This is a genomic window from Eisenbergiella sp. OF01-20 (genome assembly GCF_003478085.1).
GTDB lineage: Bacteria > Bacillota > Clostridia > Lachnospirales > Lachnospiraceae > Eisenbergiella.
This window is the reverse complement of the sequence record NZ_QUES01000002.1, coordinates 370698-385443: the sequence shown is the minus strand read 5'-3', so window position 1 is coordinate 385443 and position 14746 is coordinate 370698. Positions and strand designations below refer to the sequence as shown.

The 14746-nt window shown below is 47.6% G+C and carries 13 protein-coding genes and 1 pseudogene; 11 read left to right on the top strand and 3 right to left on the bottom strand.

The features are described from left to right. Positions 1 to 7 precede the first annotated feature (7 nt). Positions 8 to 613 (top strand): cytidylate kinase-like family protein, encoded by a 606-nt coding sequence (locus tag DXA36_RS05270; protein ID WP_118677003.1) that lies wholly within the window; start codon positions 8 to 10, stop codon positions 611 to 613. A 126-nt stretch (positions 614 to 739) separates the two neighbouring features. On the opposite strand, the gene DXA36_RS05265 is transcribed toward DXA36_RS05270, so the two are convergent. Next, a complete protein-coding gene (locus DXA36_RS05265; RefSeq protein WP_118677001.1) occupies positions 740 to 1036 on the bottom strand; it encodes an AlbA family DNA-binding domain-containing protein in 297 nt (98 codons plus the stop codon). Positions 1037 to 1226: 190 nt separating this feature from the next. Here DXA36_RS05265 and DXA36_RS05260 point away from each other — a divergent pair, with 190 nt between their 5' ends. Next, positions 1227 to 1466 (top strand): HPr family phosphocarrier protein, encoded by a 240-nt coding sequence (locus tag DXA36_RS05260; protein WP_118676999.1) that lies wholly within the window; start codon positions 1227 to 1229, stop codon positions 1464 to 1466. A 34-nt stretch (positions 1467 to 1500) separates the two neighbouring features. Here the strand turns inward: DXA36_RS05260 and DXA36_RS05255 are convergent. Continuing rightward, positions 1501 to 3218: pseudogene (locus DXA36_RS05255) on the bottom strand (AAA family ATPase). 278 nt (positions 3219 to 3496) lie between these two features. Between DXA36_RS05255 and DXA36_RS05250 the strand changes: the two are divergent. From DXA36_RS05250 to DXA36_RS05210, 9 genes are all read left to right on the top strand, one after another. Then, positions 3497 to 4219, top strand: coding sequence for a tRNA threonylcarbamoyladenosine dehydratase (locus DXA36_RS05250; protein ID WP_118676997.1), 723 nt, complete (start codon positions 3497 to 3499; stop codon positions 4217 to 4219). A gap of 84 nt (positions 4220 to 4303) precedes the next feature. After that, positions 4304 to 5716: an MBOAT family O-acyltransferase gene (locus tag DXA36_RS05245; RefSeq protein WP_118676995.1), complete on the top strand. Its 1413-nt coding sequence runs from the start codon at positions 4304 to 4306 to the stop codon at positions 5714 to 5716. A gap of 33 nt (positions 5717 to 5749) precedes the next feature. Beyond that, on the top strand, positions 5750 to 6850 hold the full coding sequence (locus tag DXA36_RS05240) for an alginate O-acetyltransferase AlgX-related protein (protein WP_182478939.1): 1101 nt from the start codon (positions 5750 to 5752) through the stop codon (positions 6848 to 6850). A 25-nt stretch (positions 6851 to 6875) separates the two neighbouring features. After that, the gene (locus DXA36_RS05235) at positions 6876 to 8507 is read left to right on the top strand and encodes a putative polysaccharide biosynthesis protein (protein ID WP_118676991.1); all 1632 of its coding nucleotides are present in this window, start codon (positions 6876 to 6878) and stop codon (positions 8505 to 8507) included. Between the two features lie 170 nt (positions 8508 to 8677). Next, positions 8678 to 9871 (top strand): DUF3048 domain-containing protein, encoded by a 1194-nt coding sequence (locus DXA36_RS05230; RefSeq protein WP_118676989.1) that lies wholly within the window; start codon positions 8678 to 8680, stop codon positions 9869 to 9871. Between the two features lie 25 nt (positions 9872 to 9896). Further along, the gene (locus DXA36_RS05225) at positions 9897 to 10679 is read left to right on the top strand and encodes an adenosylcobinamide-GDP ribazoletransferase (protein ID WP_182478938.1); all 783 of its coding nucleotides are present in this window, start codon (positions 9897 to 9899) and stop codon (positions 10677 to 10679) included. A 189-nt stretch (positions 10680 to 10868) separates the two neighbouring features. Further along, positions 10869 to 12065: a pyridoxal phosphate-dependent aminotransferase gene (locus DXA36_RS05220; protein ID WP_118676986.1), complete on the top strand. Its 1197-nt coding sequence runs from the start codon at positions 10869 to 10871 to the stop codon at positions 12063 to 12065. Between the two features lie 3 nt (positions 12066 to 12068). Further along, positions 12069 to 12935, top strand: coding sequence for a patatin-like phospholipase family protein (locus DXA36_RS05215; RefSeq protein ID WP_118676984.1), 867 nt, complete (start codon positions 12069 to 12071; stop codon positions 12933 to 12935). A 12-nt stretch (positions 12936 to 12947) separates the two neighbouring features. Then, the gene (locus tag DXA36_RS05210; protein WP_182478937.1) at positions 12948 to 13781 is read left to right on the top strand and encodes an undecaprenyl-diphosphate phosphatase; all 834 of its coding nucleotides are present in this window, start codon (positions 12948 to 12950) and stop codon (positions 13779 to 13781) included. Positions 13782 to 13913: 132 nt separating this feature from the next. On the opposite strand, the gene DXA36_RS05205 is transcribed toward DXA36_RS05210, so the two are convergent. Continuing rightward, a complete protein-coding gene (locus DXA36_RS05205) occupies positions 13914 to 14327 on the bottom strand; it encodes a hypothetical protein (protein ID WP_118676980.1) in 414 nt (137 codons plus the stop codon). Between the last annotated feature and the right edge of the window lie 419 nt (positions 14328 to 14746).

Here is a 14746-nt window from a genome sequence, read left to right as displayed (position 1 = left end):
AAAGGAAATGGGAAATCTGAGAACAATCACTATAGAGCGTCAGTATGCCAGCGGCGGCCGTGAAATCGGGAAAAAGCTGTCCCAAAAGCTGGGAATCCCCTATTATGACGGGCAGCTTCTGATGATGGCGGCGGAAAAATACGGTCTTAACCCGGGAGAAGTCCGGGCCAACGATGAGAAAGTCAACAGAAGCCTTCTTTATTCGGTGGCCGCTGCGGTGGAAAATTTCCGTGGAAATGACAGGGGAATGCTGCCTTACCGCATTTATCAGGCACAGGCGGAGACAATCCGCCGCCTGAGCCTGGAAGGCCCCTGTATTTTCATCGGCCGCTGTGCGGGCGAGGTGCTTAAGGATAAACGCAGGAGCCTGCATGTATTCATATACGCTTCCTCCATGGCGGACAGAAGGGAACGGGCCAACAAGGCGGATCGTATTCCCATGACCGATGCGGATTCTTATATCCGCATGAAGGATAAACAGAGAAAAGATTACTATAAAATGTATGCGGAGAAGGAGTGGGGAGATCCCCTGAATTATGATTTGTGCCTGAACAGCTCTTCTCTCGGATATGACGGATGTGTTGAGCTGATAGAAAGAGCCGTACAGATGTGAAGTACATGAGTGATTGCAAAGCACGACTGCTTTCCTGCCGTGCGTTCCGTAAGCAAAAATTTTCCGGATATACAAAATACCGGCCGGCTTTCCTGGGAAAGCCGGCCGGAACGGATCCTGCTGAATTCAGAAATTTAAAACATATTTTGTTGCCTTTGCTTTACCGGTTACACGGATCTTTCCTTGAGACAGCAGGGACATAAGAACTTTCCGGGCCGGAAAACCGGAACATCCCAGCAACAATTCAACATCCTTACGTGAGATTTCCTTTTCGGCATTTTCTATTCCTATGATTTCCCCGTCCCTTGAAACACCAACATAGATTTCCCCACCTTCGGAATTGGCAAATGCTATAATTTCTTTCTTAAAATCTGTATTTATTATTTCTTTTAACTCCAGTTGACTACTTTCTGTAAATTCCATTTAACACCTCCTGGTATATCATAATGTATTATATCGCGATTGATTTATATTTTCCGACACAGGAACCATGTTTTAACCATATTTTAATCAACGAACTGTATATTTAAGAAAAAAACGGAGATACTTTAGCTACAATATTCCACAGAGTAAAAATCAGGTGAAATAATAAGAGTAATGAAAGGATAGAATTATGGAATCGGTTAAAATCTGTTTTGACAATGCGGATGAAGTATGGAAATTTGTAAATACCATAAGAAAATTTGACGGGGAATATGATTTGGCGGCGGGAAGCTACACGGTAGATGCCAAATCCATTCTGGGAGTTTGTGCCCTGGGAACCGGAAAAGCACTGGATCTGAAGCTGGTAAATCCCAGAGGGGAAGAGAAAAAACTGTTGACAGCCCTGCATGAGTATATGGTTGGGGTGTAACGGCAGTACGGGAGGATAGTACTGCCGCCTGACATCAATGTCCTTTTTTAATGAATACATTCTTTCCTTCAAAAGCAAAACCATATTTCCGGATGCGCTCTGCCGGCACCCCTTCGGCAATCAGTCCCTTTGCATACCCCTTTTCCCCGATCTGGTCAAGCGCCCTTTGGGCAGTATCTTCAAGACCAGGTTCTTTTCGGGTGCTGCGAACTTTAAATTCCAGAATAACTGCATCATCCTCCTTGCTGCGGGGCCGTAACATTACATCATATCTGCCGAAACCGTTTTCCCGGTTCGAAGTTATTATATACCTGTCCGTAAGATCCACCATCAGGCCCAGCAGAAACCCATGATAAAACCGTTCCGGATCGGCCTGTTTTTCCGCACCTTTTCCCGTATCAAAATAGCTGAAGGTTTCCAATGCAATCCTGTTCATATAGGCATTCATCGCTTCCAGATCATCCTGGAGCAATGCTTTAATAAAACCGTTATAATCAGATGCGCTGCGTCCGAACCAACTGTGCACCATATTGCGGAACATTATCCGTACCTCAAAGTTCGTCAGAGACAGCTCATATTCGGGCCTCCATTCTCCGAACTTTGAAGTGACAACCCTGTAGCCCTTTACCTTTAGATAGCCGCTTGCCAGCAGCAGGCTCCAAATAGCCCGTTCATCGATATCCAACTCGTCATAAACGATTTGTTCATCAATTTCTGCACCCGACTTTCTCCCTGAAGAAGCCTTTCGAAGGATATTTTGATATCCCGGCTGCCCTCCCGGATTAGCTTTCCAACCAGATTGTTAGAGCTGGTATTTGCCCAATAGGGACCCACTTTTCCGGTATCGAGGAAATTAATAATTGACCAGGGGTTATAGATTTCTTTCTTATGGCCAAAGGTAAAACCATCATACCAATTCTTTACCTCATGGATACGTTCCGCCAATCCGTACTCAGAAAGGGCGGCATTCACTTCTTCATGTGTGAAGCCAAAGCATTCCGCGTATTCATCCGAGGTTGTGGTAATCACCTTCAGGTTGTTTAAATCGGAAAAAACGGATTCTCTGCTGACCCGTGTAATCCCTGTCATAATGGCACGCTCCAGATAGGGATTCGTCTTAAAAGAAGCGTTAAAAAGACTTCGGATGAAGGAAGCCAAATCCCCCCAATACCCATCTACATAGGATTCCTGCATGGGAGTATCGTATTCGTCCAAAAGGATAATTACTTTTTTTCCATAATATCTGTAAAGATAATCGGAAAGTTTATGCACAGCCATAGTTGCAATGACTTCAGGGATATCCAGCGTCGCCGCACTTCTCATGATACTGCGGTAGCTTAACTTTTCTTCCTCGGTAAGATAACCGCCCTCCAGCAGAAACGCATTTATATTATATAAATCGGCCAGCAGCTGGCCGATTCTCTGTATGGTGGTTCGGTAATCCTTTTCTTTTACATTAGCAAAAGTAAGACTGATGACTGGATATGTTCCCTGCAGAAGACGGTATTTTTCATGCTCCCAGATAGCAAGGCCTTCAAACAAGTCTGCCCGGCCGGCATATTTCAGGGAGAAAAATTGTTCCAGCATGCTCATAGTCAGGGTTTTCCCAAAACGTCTTGGGCGGGTAAGCAATGTTACACTATCACCGCTTTCCCACCATTCACGGATAAAATCCGTTTTATCGACATAAAATACCCGTTCTTTTCTTATTGATTCATAATCCTGAAGCCCGATCCCTACCGTTCTGCCCATATGAAACTATCCTTCCTTTAATTAAAAACGATTTATAAAGAACATTTCTGAAACAGCCCGGAATTGCCCGTGCTGCTGCCTGTCTATAAAATATCGGATTATTTCAGAAAATACAATGAAATCCGGCTGTATGTACCTTCCATAAGCTGCCGCTTTGTAACAGGTTCCGTCACGATTCCGCAATGTACATACACGAATTCATAGACAGATTTCCAGGGACAATGGTATAATGAAATGCCACTCCTTTTATACAGATTGAGAAAACAGGGAGAAAGTGAATGCAGGAACAATTTACAAGAACAGCCCTTCTTCTGGGAGAAGAAGGAATCGATATATTAAACTCGTCAAAGGTAGCCATATTCGGCATCGGAGGCGTGGGAGGCTATACGGCGGAGGCGCTGGCCCGGAGCGGCGTGGGTCATTTCCTTCTGGTGGACAATGACAAGGTGGCTCTTTCCAATCTGAACCGCCAGATTATAGCAACCCTGGATACCGTGGGCAGATACAAAACCCAGGTGATGAAGGAACGTATCCTTTCTATTAATCCCCGGGCCATGGTGGAGACAAGGGAATGCTTTTTTCTGCCGGAGAATGCGGATGATTTTGATTTTTCTTCCTATAATTATGTGGTGGATGCCGTGGATACGGTAACGGCCAAGCTGGAACTGATCGTACGTGCCAAACAGGCCGGCGTGCCGGTAATCAGCAGCATGGGGGCCGGCAACAAGATGGATCCCACCCGTTTTGAGGTGGCGGATATTTACCAGACAAGCGTATGCCCTCTCGCAAGGGTTATGCGCAGGGAACTGAAGGCAAGGGGAATAAAGGATGTGAAGGTGGTATACTCCAAAGAGGAGGCGATGAAGCCAAAGGAAACTCCGGCATTGGAGGACACTGCTTCCTGCCGCCGCTCCATTCCCGGAAGCATTGCCTTTGTCCCCAGTGTCGCCGGTTTGATTGCAGCCGGAGAGGTGGTACGGGATCTCACAAAAAAGGTTTGAAAAATATCTTCTACCGTTTATAATAAGTAAAAGACAGGGATTCATTAAAGTACCGGAAGCACAAAAGAAGATGGAGAAAAGAGAATGGTATTCAGCTCGATGTTGTTTTTGTGGGCTTTTTTGCCCATAGTGTTTATACTGGATAAAATTGCGGGGAAGAGCAGGAAGCTTCAGAATCTTCTTTTGCTTGCAGCCAGCCTGCTTTTTTATGCATGGGGTGAGCCAAGGTATATGTGGCTGCTTCTTGTCTCTATACTGGCCAACTTCGCCCTGGGCCTTTTTATGGATGCCGTGCAGGGACAGGGAAGGCGCAGGACGTTTCTTATAGCAGGCATCCTGGTAAACTTAGGAATCCTGGGATATTATAAATACTTTAATTTTTTCATTAATACCATAAACAAAATATCCGGCAGGGAGCTTTTGTCCATGAAAGACATCGCCCTGCCTTTAGGCGTGTCCTTTTTTACCTTCCAGGCCATGACCTATCTGATCGATCTGTATAAGAAAAAATACCCGGCGCAGAAAAACATACTGCATATGGCCCTCTATTTTTCCTTCTTCCCTAAAATCACCCAGGGACCGATTGAAAAATACAGGGATTTTGAAAAACAGCTGACACAGAGACAGCAGAGTCTGTCCCTTATGGGCGAAGGTGTCCGGCGTTTTGTATATGGACTTGCCAAAAAGGTTATTATCGCGGATACGCTGGGAGCCTGCGTGGATCGGATATATGGGCTGGATTTGGGCAATATAAACGGTATATTGGCCTGGATTGCCATTATTTTTTATTCCCTGCAGCTGTACTATGATTTTTCCGGCTACTCCGATATGGCGGTGGGGCTGGGGAAAATGTTCGGGTTTCATCTGACGGAAAACTTCAATTATCCCTATATTGCTTCCACGATTACCGACTTCTGGCGCAGATGGCATATTTCCCTGACGTCCTGGTTCCGTGAATATCTGTATTTCCCTCTGGGCGGGAACCGGAAGGGCAAGGTGCGTACCTATATTAATATTTCCATTATTTTTGTTGCCACCGGACTGTGGCACGGCGCCAGCTGGGATTTTATCTGCTGGGGTATTTTCCATGGTGTTTTTATGGTTCTGGAGCGTCTGGGACTGGGTAAAATCCTTGAAAAGACAAAGGTGGTGAAGCATGTCTACACCATACTGGTGCTGTGCGTGGGCTGGACCTTTTTCCGCGTGGGGGATGTGGGCCTTACCCTCCAGTACCTGAAGCGGATGTTTCTTCCCTGGATGTATACCGCATCCGGTTATGCCGTACAGGAACTGGTTACCAACCGGGCTTTTTTTCTGGCGATATGCGGTATCCTGGGCTGCGGCCTGCTGCAGAAAGCGGCGGTTAAAATTACTCCCCGGGCGGAAAAATTCAAAAACAGCACGGCGGAACTGGTATTCTGTATGCTGCTTCTGGCCTACAGTATGCTGCTTATGGTGAGCAGCACCTACAGCGCTTTTATTTACATGAATTTCTAATGCATGTTTCTTCTGATACGAAAGGAGCGGTATATGTCGAAAAAAAAGGCGGCGGCGTGGATAATTATATTTGCCCTGCTTATTATAGGACCCAGGGTTATTTCCTTTTTTTGGGATCCTTCATTAAATACCGAAAATACGGAAAACAGGCAGCTGGCGGAGAAACCGGAGCTTTCCCGGGAAAACCTGCATACCTTTGCATCGGAATACAACAGCTATTATAACGATCATCTGGCCTTCAGAAGCCAGATGATCGAAGCCAACAGCATCCTGAATATGAATATTTTCGGGGACGCCTCTTCCGCAAGCGTGGTATTGGGAAAAAATGACTGGCTGTTTTTTACGGATGAGGGAAGTATTGAAGATTATAAGGGGACGAATCTTTACAGCCAGGAGCAGCTGGAACTGATTAAGGACAATATGCTGAGTACCAAAGCCTATCTGGACGCCAGGGGCATTGAATTTGTCCTCATGATCCCTTCTAATAAGGAAGAAATTTATTCAGACAACCTCCCTGACTATATCCGCAAAAGGGGAGAGCAGACCAGGGCGGAGCAGGTGATTTCCTATCTGCGTGAGGAAACGGGGATCCGGATCGTCTATCCGAAAGAGGATCTGCTGGCCTACAAGGATCAGTATGATTTGTATTGGCATTACGATACCCACTGGAATTACCTGGGGGCCTACATCGGTGCCAAGTCCCTTCTCAGAGAGCTGGGAATACAGATACCCCAGGTGGAAGAGCTCACAATTACACCCAACGACTTCTCCGGATACGATTTGGCGAATATGATGAATCTGAGGGACTATTATAAAAATAACAAGCCTGCCGAGGTCAGCTATGATGTGTCGGGTTATCCGACCAACAATATGACGGTTATCCAGGCGATAGACGCCACGGAGCTGATATACCAGTCGGATTCACCGGACAGAAGACGGCTTTTCCTCGTAAGGGATTCCTTTGCAGGGGGGATGGCCCCGGTGCTTGCCTCCAATTTCGCGTATACGTATATGCCCCATTGGAACGGATGTTTTGAACAGTCGATGATCGATGAACAGCAGCCGGACATTTTTGTTTATGAGGTTGTGGAACGAAGGCTGGATGCCCTGCTTTCTTTCCGCCTTTCGGAGTAAACAATTGCAAACAGGTGGATAATATATGGGGAATAAGAAAAACAGCAACAGCTTTGTTATGCAGGCGGGGATTCTGGCAGCAGCCGGGATTATATGCCGAATCATAGGAATTTTATACAGAAGTCCGCTGGCCGCCGTTATCGGAGACGAAGGAAACGGATATTATTCATCCGCTTATGAGATATACACGATCATTCTTCTTGTTTCCTCCTACAGCATCCCTTCTGCGATTTCCAAGGTCATCGCCCAGAGACTCGCATTGAAAGAATACCGGAATGCCCAGAAAATTTTCCGCTGCGCCATCGGTTACGTGGTGGTGGTGGGCGGACTTGCCAGCCTTTTTACCTTTTTCGGCGCAGGCTTCCTGGTAGGAGGAAATTCCATCCCGGTCCTGCGGATTTTTGCCCCCACCATATTTTTTTCCGGCCTTCTTGGGGTCCTGCGAGGGTATTTCCAGGCGCACGGTACGATGGTGCCCACCTCCTTTTCCCAGATAGTGGAGCAGATCCTGAATGCGGTGGTCAGCATCCTGGCGGCTTTCCTTCTGATTAAAGCCGTATCGGATTCGGACACCACCACCCAGGCCATATACGGTGCGTCGGGCAGTGCAATCGGCACGGGATCCGGCGTGATAATCGCTCTGCTATTCATGCTGGGTGTGTTTGTGCTGAATAAAGAATATATTAGCCGTAAGGTCAAAAGGGATCGCTCCTCCCAGCTTCTGACCACCGGGGAAGTATATAAAATCATCATTACCATGGTGACTCCTGTTATTTTGAGCACCTTTATTTACAACTTTAATACTTCTTTGAACCTTACCATATATACCAGGATCATGGAGCATGTGAAAGGTTTTACCGAAGCGCAGGCTTATACCCAGTATGGGCTGTTCAGCGGCAAAGCCAAACAGATATCCAACATCCCCATCGCTATAGCTTCCGCCATGTCCTCTGCCATGATTCCCGGAATTTCCGGGAGCTTTGCCCAGGGAGATATCTCGGGAACCAACAGGCGCATAGGTACCGCGATTAAAACGACCATGTTCCTTTCCATTCCTTCCGCCGTGGGCCTGACAGTGCTGGCCAAGCCTGTGACTTTGCTTCTGTATCCCCAGAAATCGTCCGTGGATACCGTATCCTACCTGCTTGCGGCTATGAGCATCAGCATCATTTTCTATGCTCTTTCCACTATCAGCAATGCAGTTCTGCAAGGGATTGGAAAGGTGAACCTGCCGGTAATCAATGCAGCGGTAGCCCTGGTAATCCAGACGGTGGTGCTGGTCCCCCTTCTTCTGACTACAGATTTAGGGCTTTATACCCTGGTTATTGCCACCGTCCTGTATTCCTTCCTTATGTGTATATTAAACGGGATCTCCGTGAAAAAAGAATTGAAATATAAACAGGAGATTATAAAAACCTTCCTTCTTCCCGGATGGGCCGCCGTCCTTATGGGCGCCGCCGCCTTTGGTGTTTACCAGGGCCTGTACCTTCTCATCCATATTAATGTAGTATGCCTGGCTGCGGCTATCCTTGTGGCAGTCCCCATATATTTTATTCTTACTATTAAAATGGGCGCTGTGGGAAGGAAGGATCTTCTCGCCCTTCCCAAGGGTGCATTATTCGTTAGAATTGCGGAAAAATGCCGTTTAATTCATTAAGAATTTCATAATTTACTGGACTTTCAGGTACTTGCGGAGTACAATATCATAGACTTTATGGACTTTACAACGGTAAATTACCACAGGATGCAACAGCCGATGAAAAAATCACAGATGCCGGGGATAAGGAGATATTCTTTTGCCGGGGATCGTTTTTTTAGGAGAAACACATGAAAAAAAACCAGATGATTACAGGGATAATACGCCGGAAAACCGTTCTTTTTACCGCATTCTTGGTAGGTGCTGCATTGCTTGCGGGCTGCGGCAATAGCGGGGAACAGCCGGCCGAATCGGAAACCGCCGAACAATCCCAGTCTGTCAGCGCCAGCGAACAGGCACAAGCCAATGAAACCGGAGCCGTTACCCATGACAAAGAGGCTGCCAAGGTACAAAATGACGGGGAACACAGCTTCCTTACCGGGGAAAAAATGGAATCCGGACAGGTGGCCCAAAGACCCCTTGCCGTGATGTTCAACAATATTATTGAAGGCTGCCCGCAGACGGGCATCGGCCGTGCCTCCATTGTCTATGAAGCGCCCGTGGAAGGCCGTATTACCAGATTAATGGGGCTTTTTGAAAATTACCAGGATATGGACCGCATCGGTTATATCAGAAGCAGCAGAGACTATTTTGTTTACTGCGCCCTGGAATTCGACGCTATATACGCTCATTTCGGACAGGCCACCCCCTATGTGGGGGAACTGCTTAACAGCGACCGCGTGGACAATATCAGCGGAGCCGTTGCGGGTATTGACCATCCGGCGTCCAGCACCTTTCTGCGGACCTCTGAAAGGAAAGCGCCCCACAATGTATATATCGACATCCGGGGGCTGCTAAAGGACATTAAAAAATTTGGCTACAGCCAGACCTACCATGATACCCATAAGCCCAAATTCGCTTTTGCCCCGGACGGCCGGAGGCCGGACAACTCCGACGGTAAGCAGGCTCTTCTTCTTTATCCGGGAGGAAAGAAAACCGATCTTCCCAACGGTTTCAGCAAGGTACAGGCATACTTTGAATACGATCAGAAAGAAGGGAAATATTACCGCTATCAATACGGCGGCCCTCATATTGACGAAAGCACGGGGGAACAGCTGTCTTTTGACAACGTCATTTTCCAGTATTGCTACGGCGAAGTAAGGGATGAAAACGACTACCTCGCTTTTGGCTGCCACGGGGACAACAGCATGAAGGTCCAGGTATTCACCCAGGGAAAAATGACCGAAGGGACCTGGTCCCGTTATGCAGACACCGATCCCGCTTATTATGTGGATAAAGACGGAAACCCCATCGAACTCAGTCAGGGAAAGACATGGATATGCCTGATATGGGACGAATACGCTGATGATGTGGTTATCGAGTAAAGACCAAAGAGACAGGAGCGACAGCATGAAACAGATCTGGAACAGTTTACGTTTAGCTTTTTCCATGTATTCCATAATACCCGCCCGCCAGATAGACAAGACAAAAGACAACATGAAATATATTCTTTGTTTTGTTCCCTGGGTCGGGGCCGTCATTGCATTCCTTATTACCGAATGGAGAATTGTCCATCCCTACCTTCTGGACTATGAATTCCTCCGTTCCGTAATCTGCGTAATGATACCCCTCCTTCTCTCCAGCGGAGCCTTTATGGATGGATTTTTCCGTACCGTTGACGCCCTTTCTTCCCATCAGCCCAGAAAAGGCAAACTGGAAATCCTTCAGGACTCCCACAGCGGTTATTTTGCCATCATCACCTGCGTCAGCTATTTCCTCATTATAGTTGGGCTTTGGAGTGAAATGCCTATAGACGGGTGGCCCGTTGTAGCCCTGGGATTTATTTTATCCCGTTCCCTCTACGGCCTCTCCATCATCTGGCTCCGCCATTCCCAGACAAGCAAATGCTCCCTCTATGTCCCCGAAGGCAAAACCAAGATTGCAGTTGCCGCCATACTCATCCTTTATACGGCTGCCTGCGCTTTTTTCATGCTCCGCATGAACCTTTCCGTAGGCCTTGCCTGCATCGCAGGCGCCGTCATCGCATTCCTCTACTACTGTTGGGTAGCTTTCAAGCATTTCGGAGGAATCACCGAAGACATAGCAAGCTTTTTCGTCCAGGTATGCGAAATATTGATTCCGCTCATGGCCCTTCTTGTATACCGCATGCCCACGGACTTCACCAGCCTGTAAAAAAGCGGATATGTAAAAGACTGAATCCCCCGATGTTATATCGGACTTTTCAGTCTTTTTTTACTGTTCACGTCCCCTGTGCCGACGTTCCTATTGTAACTTCGGCCTCCCCTGTGATACAATGGTCGGGACAAAAAAGACAGCAAAGCCGAACGGCAGTTAAGCCGCAAAGCGGTTTGGAGGGAAATTATGGTATCAGAGCAATATAAATCCATGCTCAGCGGAAAATCGGTCATCCGTACACTATCCGAATTCGCTGCCAGGCGTGGGGAAGAGATCGGCTATGAAAATGTATATGATTACAGTCTGGGGAATCCATCGGTTCCCGTTCCTGCGGAATTTACGGACTGCATGATAGAAATGCTTCAAAACAGCAATCCCATGGAGCTGCATGGCTACAGCCCCAGTCTGGGAATCCCGTCGGTGCGTGCAAAAATTGCAGAGTCTTTGAACAAAAGGTTCGGAATGGACTACGGCCCGCAGCATATTTTTATGGCATCCGGTGCAGCCGGCGCCCTGGCCCATGCCTATCGGGCGGTGACACAGCCCGGGGATGAAATCCTGACCTTTGCCCCCTATTTCCCGGAATATAATCCATATGTAAATCTGACCGGAGCGGTCCTGAAGGTGGTTCCGGCGGATACCGGCACCTTCCAGATCAATTTCGGGGCGTTTGAAGAAATGCTGAATGAAAAGGTGACGGCAGTCCTGATTAATTCGCCCAATAATCCTTCCGGAGTGGTCTATTCCGAAGAAACCATAGAACGCCTTGCCGGTATCCTCCGGGAAAAGGAAGAGGAATACGGGCATTCTGTTTTTATCATTTCGGATGAGCCTTATCGGGAAATTGCATTTACAGGCGTAAAGGTACCCTATGTATCCCGTTATTACACCAATACCATTTCCTGTTATTCCTTTTCCAAATCCCTGTCTCTTCCGGGGGAACGGATTGGTTATGTGGCGGTGAACCCTGCCTGCCCGGATGCGGAAACCATAGTAAATATGTGCGGCCAGATATCCAGGGGAATCGGCCATAACTGTCCGCCCTCCATCATCCAGCTGGCGGTGGCGGAGGTTCTGGATAAGACGGCGGATCTGACCGTTTATGAAACCAACCGGAACCTGCTGTATGACTGTCTGACTAATCTGGGCTTTACCTGTGTGAAACCAGGCGGGACCTTCTACATATTCCCCAAAGCACTGGAAGAGGATGCCGGGATTTTTTGTAAAAAGGCCCTGAAATATGATTTGGTTCTGGTACCCGGTGATACCTTTGGCTGTCCCGGCTATTTCCGGATGGCCTACTGCATTGACACGGAAAAGGTGGAGCGATCCCTGCCGGCCCTGCGAAGATTTGTGAAGGAAGAGTACGGACAACGGAGGTAGAGTATGTATCAGGCCGGATTGGTTTTGGAAGGCGGCGGAATGAAAGGCGTTTATACCGCCGGTGTCCTGGATTTTTTCCTGGACAAAAAAATAGAATTCTCCAATTGCTATGGGGTATCGGCAGGAGCCTGCCACCTGTGCAGCTATCTGTCGGGCCAGCGGGGCCGGGCATATGCCATCAGCGTGGATTATCTGAAGGATAAACATTATTGCAGTGCATATAATGTATTGACAACAGGGGATTTGTTTGGGGTAAAGATGTGCTATGACGATATCCCCAACCGTCTGAACCCCTATGACTATGAAGCCTTCAACCGGTATCCGGGAAAAGCCTATGCGGTGGTGACCAATATCGAAACGGGGCAGCCGGAATACCTGCGTCTGAAGGAAATGTACCGGGATATCCTTGCGGTGAGGGCGTCCGCTTCCCTGCCCCTGGTTTCCAGAAATGTGAAAATCGGAGAAAAACGTTATCTGGACGGCGGCCTATCGGACAGTGTCCCTATCATGCATTCTATTGTGGACGGCAACCGGAAAAACGTGGTGGTGCTCACCAAAGAGGAGGGATACCGGAGAAAACCATCCTCCCATCTGGGGCTGGTGAAGCTGCGCTATGCCAGGTACCCGAAAATCTATGAGCTGATGGCGAACAGGCATATTGCCTATAACAATATGCTGGATTATCTGGATGCCCAGACGGCCAACGGGCAGGCCTTTGTGATACGTCCCCGGAAAGCCAGCGGGATTGGGCGGATAGAAAAAGACAGGGAAAAGCTGCGCCTGCTGTATGAAGAAGGCTACCAGGATGCTAGGGATTGCTACGAGGATCTGCTGCACTATCTGGAACCGGGAACGGAAAGTAAAAAATAATGGAGAATAGGTATGATTGAAATTTTAAAATCGATTTTGTTCGGTATTGTGGAAGGAATTACGGAATGGCTGCCTATCAGCAGCACCGGCCACATGATTCTTCTCAATGAGTTTGTGACACTGGAGGTATCCCCGGAATTCTGGGAGGTATTTCTCGTGGTCATCCAGCTGGGTGCTATTATGGCTGTGGTGGTTTTGTTCTGGAATAAGATTTTCCCCTTTGATCTGGGTAAGAACCGGAAAAAGGGTATTATAAAAACCGATATTTTTGTGATGTGGTTCAAGGTACTGGTGGCCTGTATCCCCGCCATGATTTACGGCGTCCTCCTGGATGATATTGTGGAGCCTTATTTGTATAATGCGACTACAGTAGCTATCATGCTGATCTTATTCGGTGTCGCTTTTATCCTGATAGAAAACTGGAACAAAGGGAAAAAGCCCAGAATCAACAGCCTGGCCGCCCTTACCTACAGGGACGCCCTGATTATCGGCCTTTTCCAGCTGATTGCTGCGGTATTCCCCGGAACCTCCCGCTCGGGGGCCACAATTGTGGGGGCGCTGCTGATAGGGGTCAGCAGGGTGGTATCTGCGGAGTTCACTTTTTTCCTGGCAATCCCCGTCATGTTCGGCGCCAGCCTTTTGAAGCTGGTAAAGTTTGGCTTCGGGTTTACCATGACGGAAGCCTCTCTGCTGATCATCGGTATGGTGGTGGCCTTCGTGGTTTCCATGGGAGTGATTTCCTTCCTGATGGGTTATATCAAAAAGCATGACTTCAAGATATTCGGCTGGTACCGGATTGTGCTGGGAATTATCGTGCTTGCCTATTTTTATCTGCTTGCCGCATAAGTGCCGGAAGGGAAACTTGCGGACAGCGGGCAGGGAACCATTTGGCAGATGCGGAGTTTGAGTGACATAAAAATAGGAAGAAGGCGGCTGCTAACCTTCTTCCTATTTTTATGTTCCGGGGCAGCGCATACCTTATCCCTGCTCTCTCTTGTGAAGCAGTTCATTAATTTCCTCCGCCCGCATAGCCTGCCGTTTCCTGAAGTAAGTGAATATGGAAATATCCACAAGCAGAAAAACGGCGGTATAGGTTGCCAACTGCCTGATCGTCAGGGAATCCCAATAAAAAACACGGCAAAAGACAAGAGTGGACAGATAAAGGAGGAGGGATTCCGTAAGGCAGTAATGGCTCCATTTCCTGAATTCGATTCTGCAGACAGCGGCATCGATCAGCTGGCAGAGGATCAGCCAGAGAAAAAGATACAGCACCGAAGCGGTATATCCGTCCAGGCCGCGGCTGTATAATACCTGCAGCGCCGAGTTGGCAATTGTGATGAGGGTAAAACAGATACATATAGAAGGAATACGTACAGAAAGCAGTTTATTCATAACATTTCTCCTTTTAGTTTCTCTTTCAAAGGTTCGATATAATTACGCGTGATGATCAGCTTTTCCCCGTTCCGGAGCGCAGCCGGAAGTAATCTGCCCCGGGCACAGAGAGGCTGTGAACGATAACAGGACCCTTTCTAACTTTAAATAACAAATTAAAATGATATTTTACATAGATTTTACATAACCTAAGCGTGTACTTTACACACGCCTGATAAAATAAAGAAGGACAATGAGAAAGTATGAATTTTTGTAACTGTTCAGCAGATCAGCGCATTTACTGCGCTGACCGTAAGAAAGTGATTCAGGAGTGCAAAAATCCATCGCCGAAGGCGATTTAAGATGGATTTTTGCAGAGTAACTGTGAGGGTACTGAACAGTTATGATTTTTTTCTCCATTGTAAAACCCATGTAACTGC

Coding starts and splice junctions, on each gene's coding strand:
- DXA36_RS05250 (WP_118676997.1), top strand. CDS start 3,497: ATGCAGGAACAATTTACAAGAACAGCCCTTCTTCTGGGAGAAGAAGGA.
- DXA36_RS05230 (WP_118676989.1), top strand. CDS start 8,678: ATGAAAAAAAACCAGATGATTACAGGGATAATACGCCGGAAAACCGTT.
- DXA36_RS05205 (WP_118676980.1), bottom strand. CDS start 14,327: ATGAATAAACTGCTTTCTGTACGTATTCCTTCTATATGTATCTGTTTT.
- DXA36_RS05240 (WP_182478939.1), top strand. CDS start 5,750: ATGTCGAAAAAAAAGGCGGCGGCGTGGATAATTATATTTGCCCTGCTT.
- DXA36_RS05260 (WP_118676999.1), top strand. CDS start 1,227: ATGGAATCGGTTAAAATCTGTTTTGACAATGCGGATGAAGTATGGAAA.
- DXA36_RS05235 (WP_118676991.1), top strand. CDS start 6,876: ATGGGGAATAAGAAAAACAGCAACAGCTTTGTTATGCAGGCGGGGATT.
- DXA36_RS05270 (WP_118677003.1), top strand. CDS start 8: ATGGGAAATCTGAGAACAATCACTATAGAGCGTCAGTATGCCAGCGGC.
- DXA36_RS05220 (WP_118676986.1), top strand. CDS start 10,869: ATGGTATCAGAGCAATATAAATCCATGCTCAGCGGAAAATCGGTCATC.
- DXA36_RS05210 (WP_182478937.1), top strand. CDS start 12,948: ATGATTGAAATTTTAAAATCGATTTTGTTCGGTATTGTGGAAGGAATT.
- DXA36_RS05245 (WP_118676995.1), top strand. CDS start 4,304: ATGGTATTCAGCTCGATGTTGTTTTTGTGGGCTTTTTTGCCCATAGTG.
- DXA36_RS05265 (WP_118677001.1), bottom strand. CDS start 1,036: ATGGAATTTACAGAAAGTAGTCAACTGGAGTTAAAAGAAATAATAAAT.
- DXA36_RS05215 (WP_118676984.1), top strand. CDS start 12,069: ATGTATCAGGCCGGATTGGTTTTGGAAGGCGGCGGAATGAAAGGCGTT.
- DXA36_RS05225 (WP_182478938.1), top strand. CDS start 9,897: ATGAAACAGATCTGGAACAGTTTACGTTTAGCTTTTTCCATGTATTCC.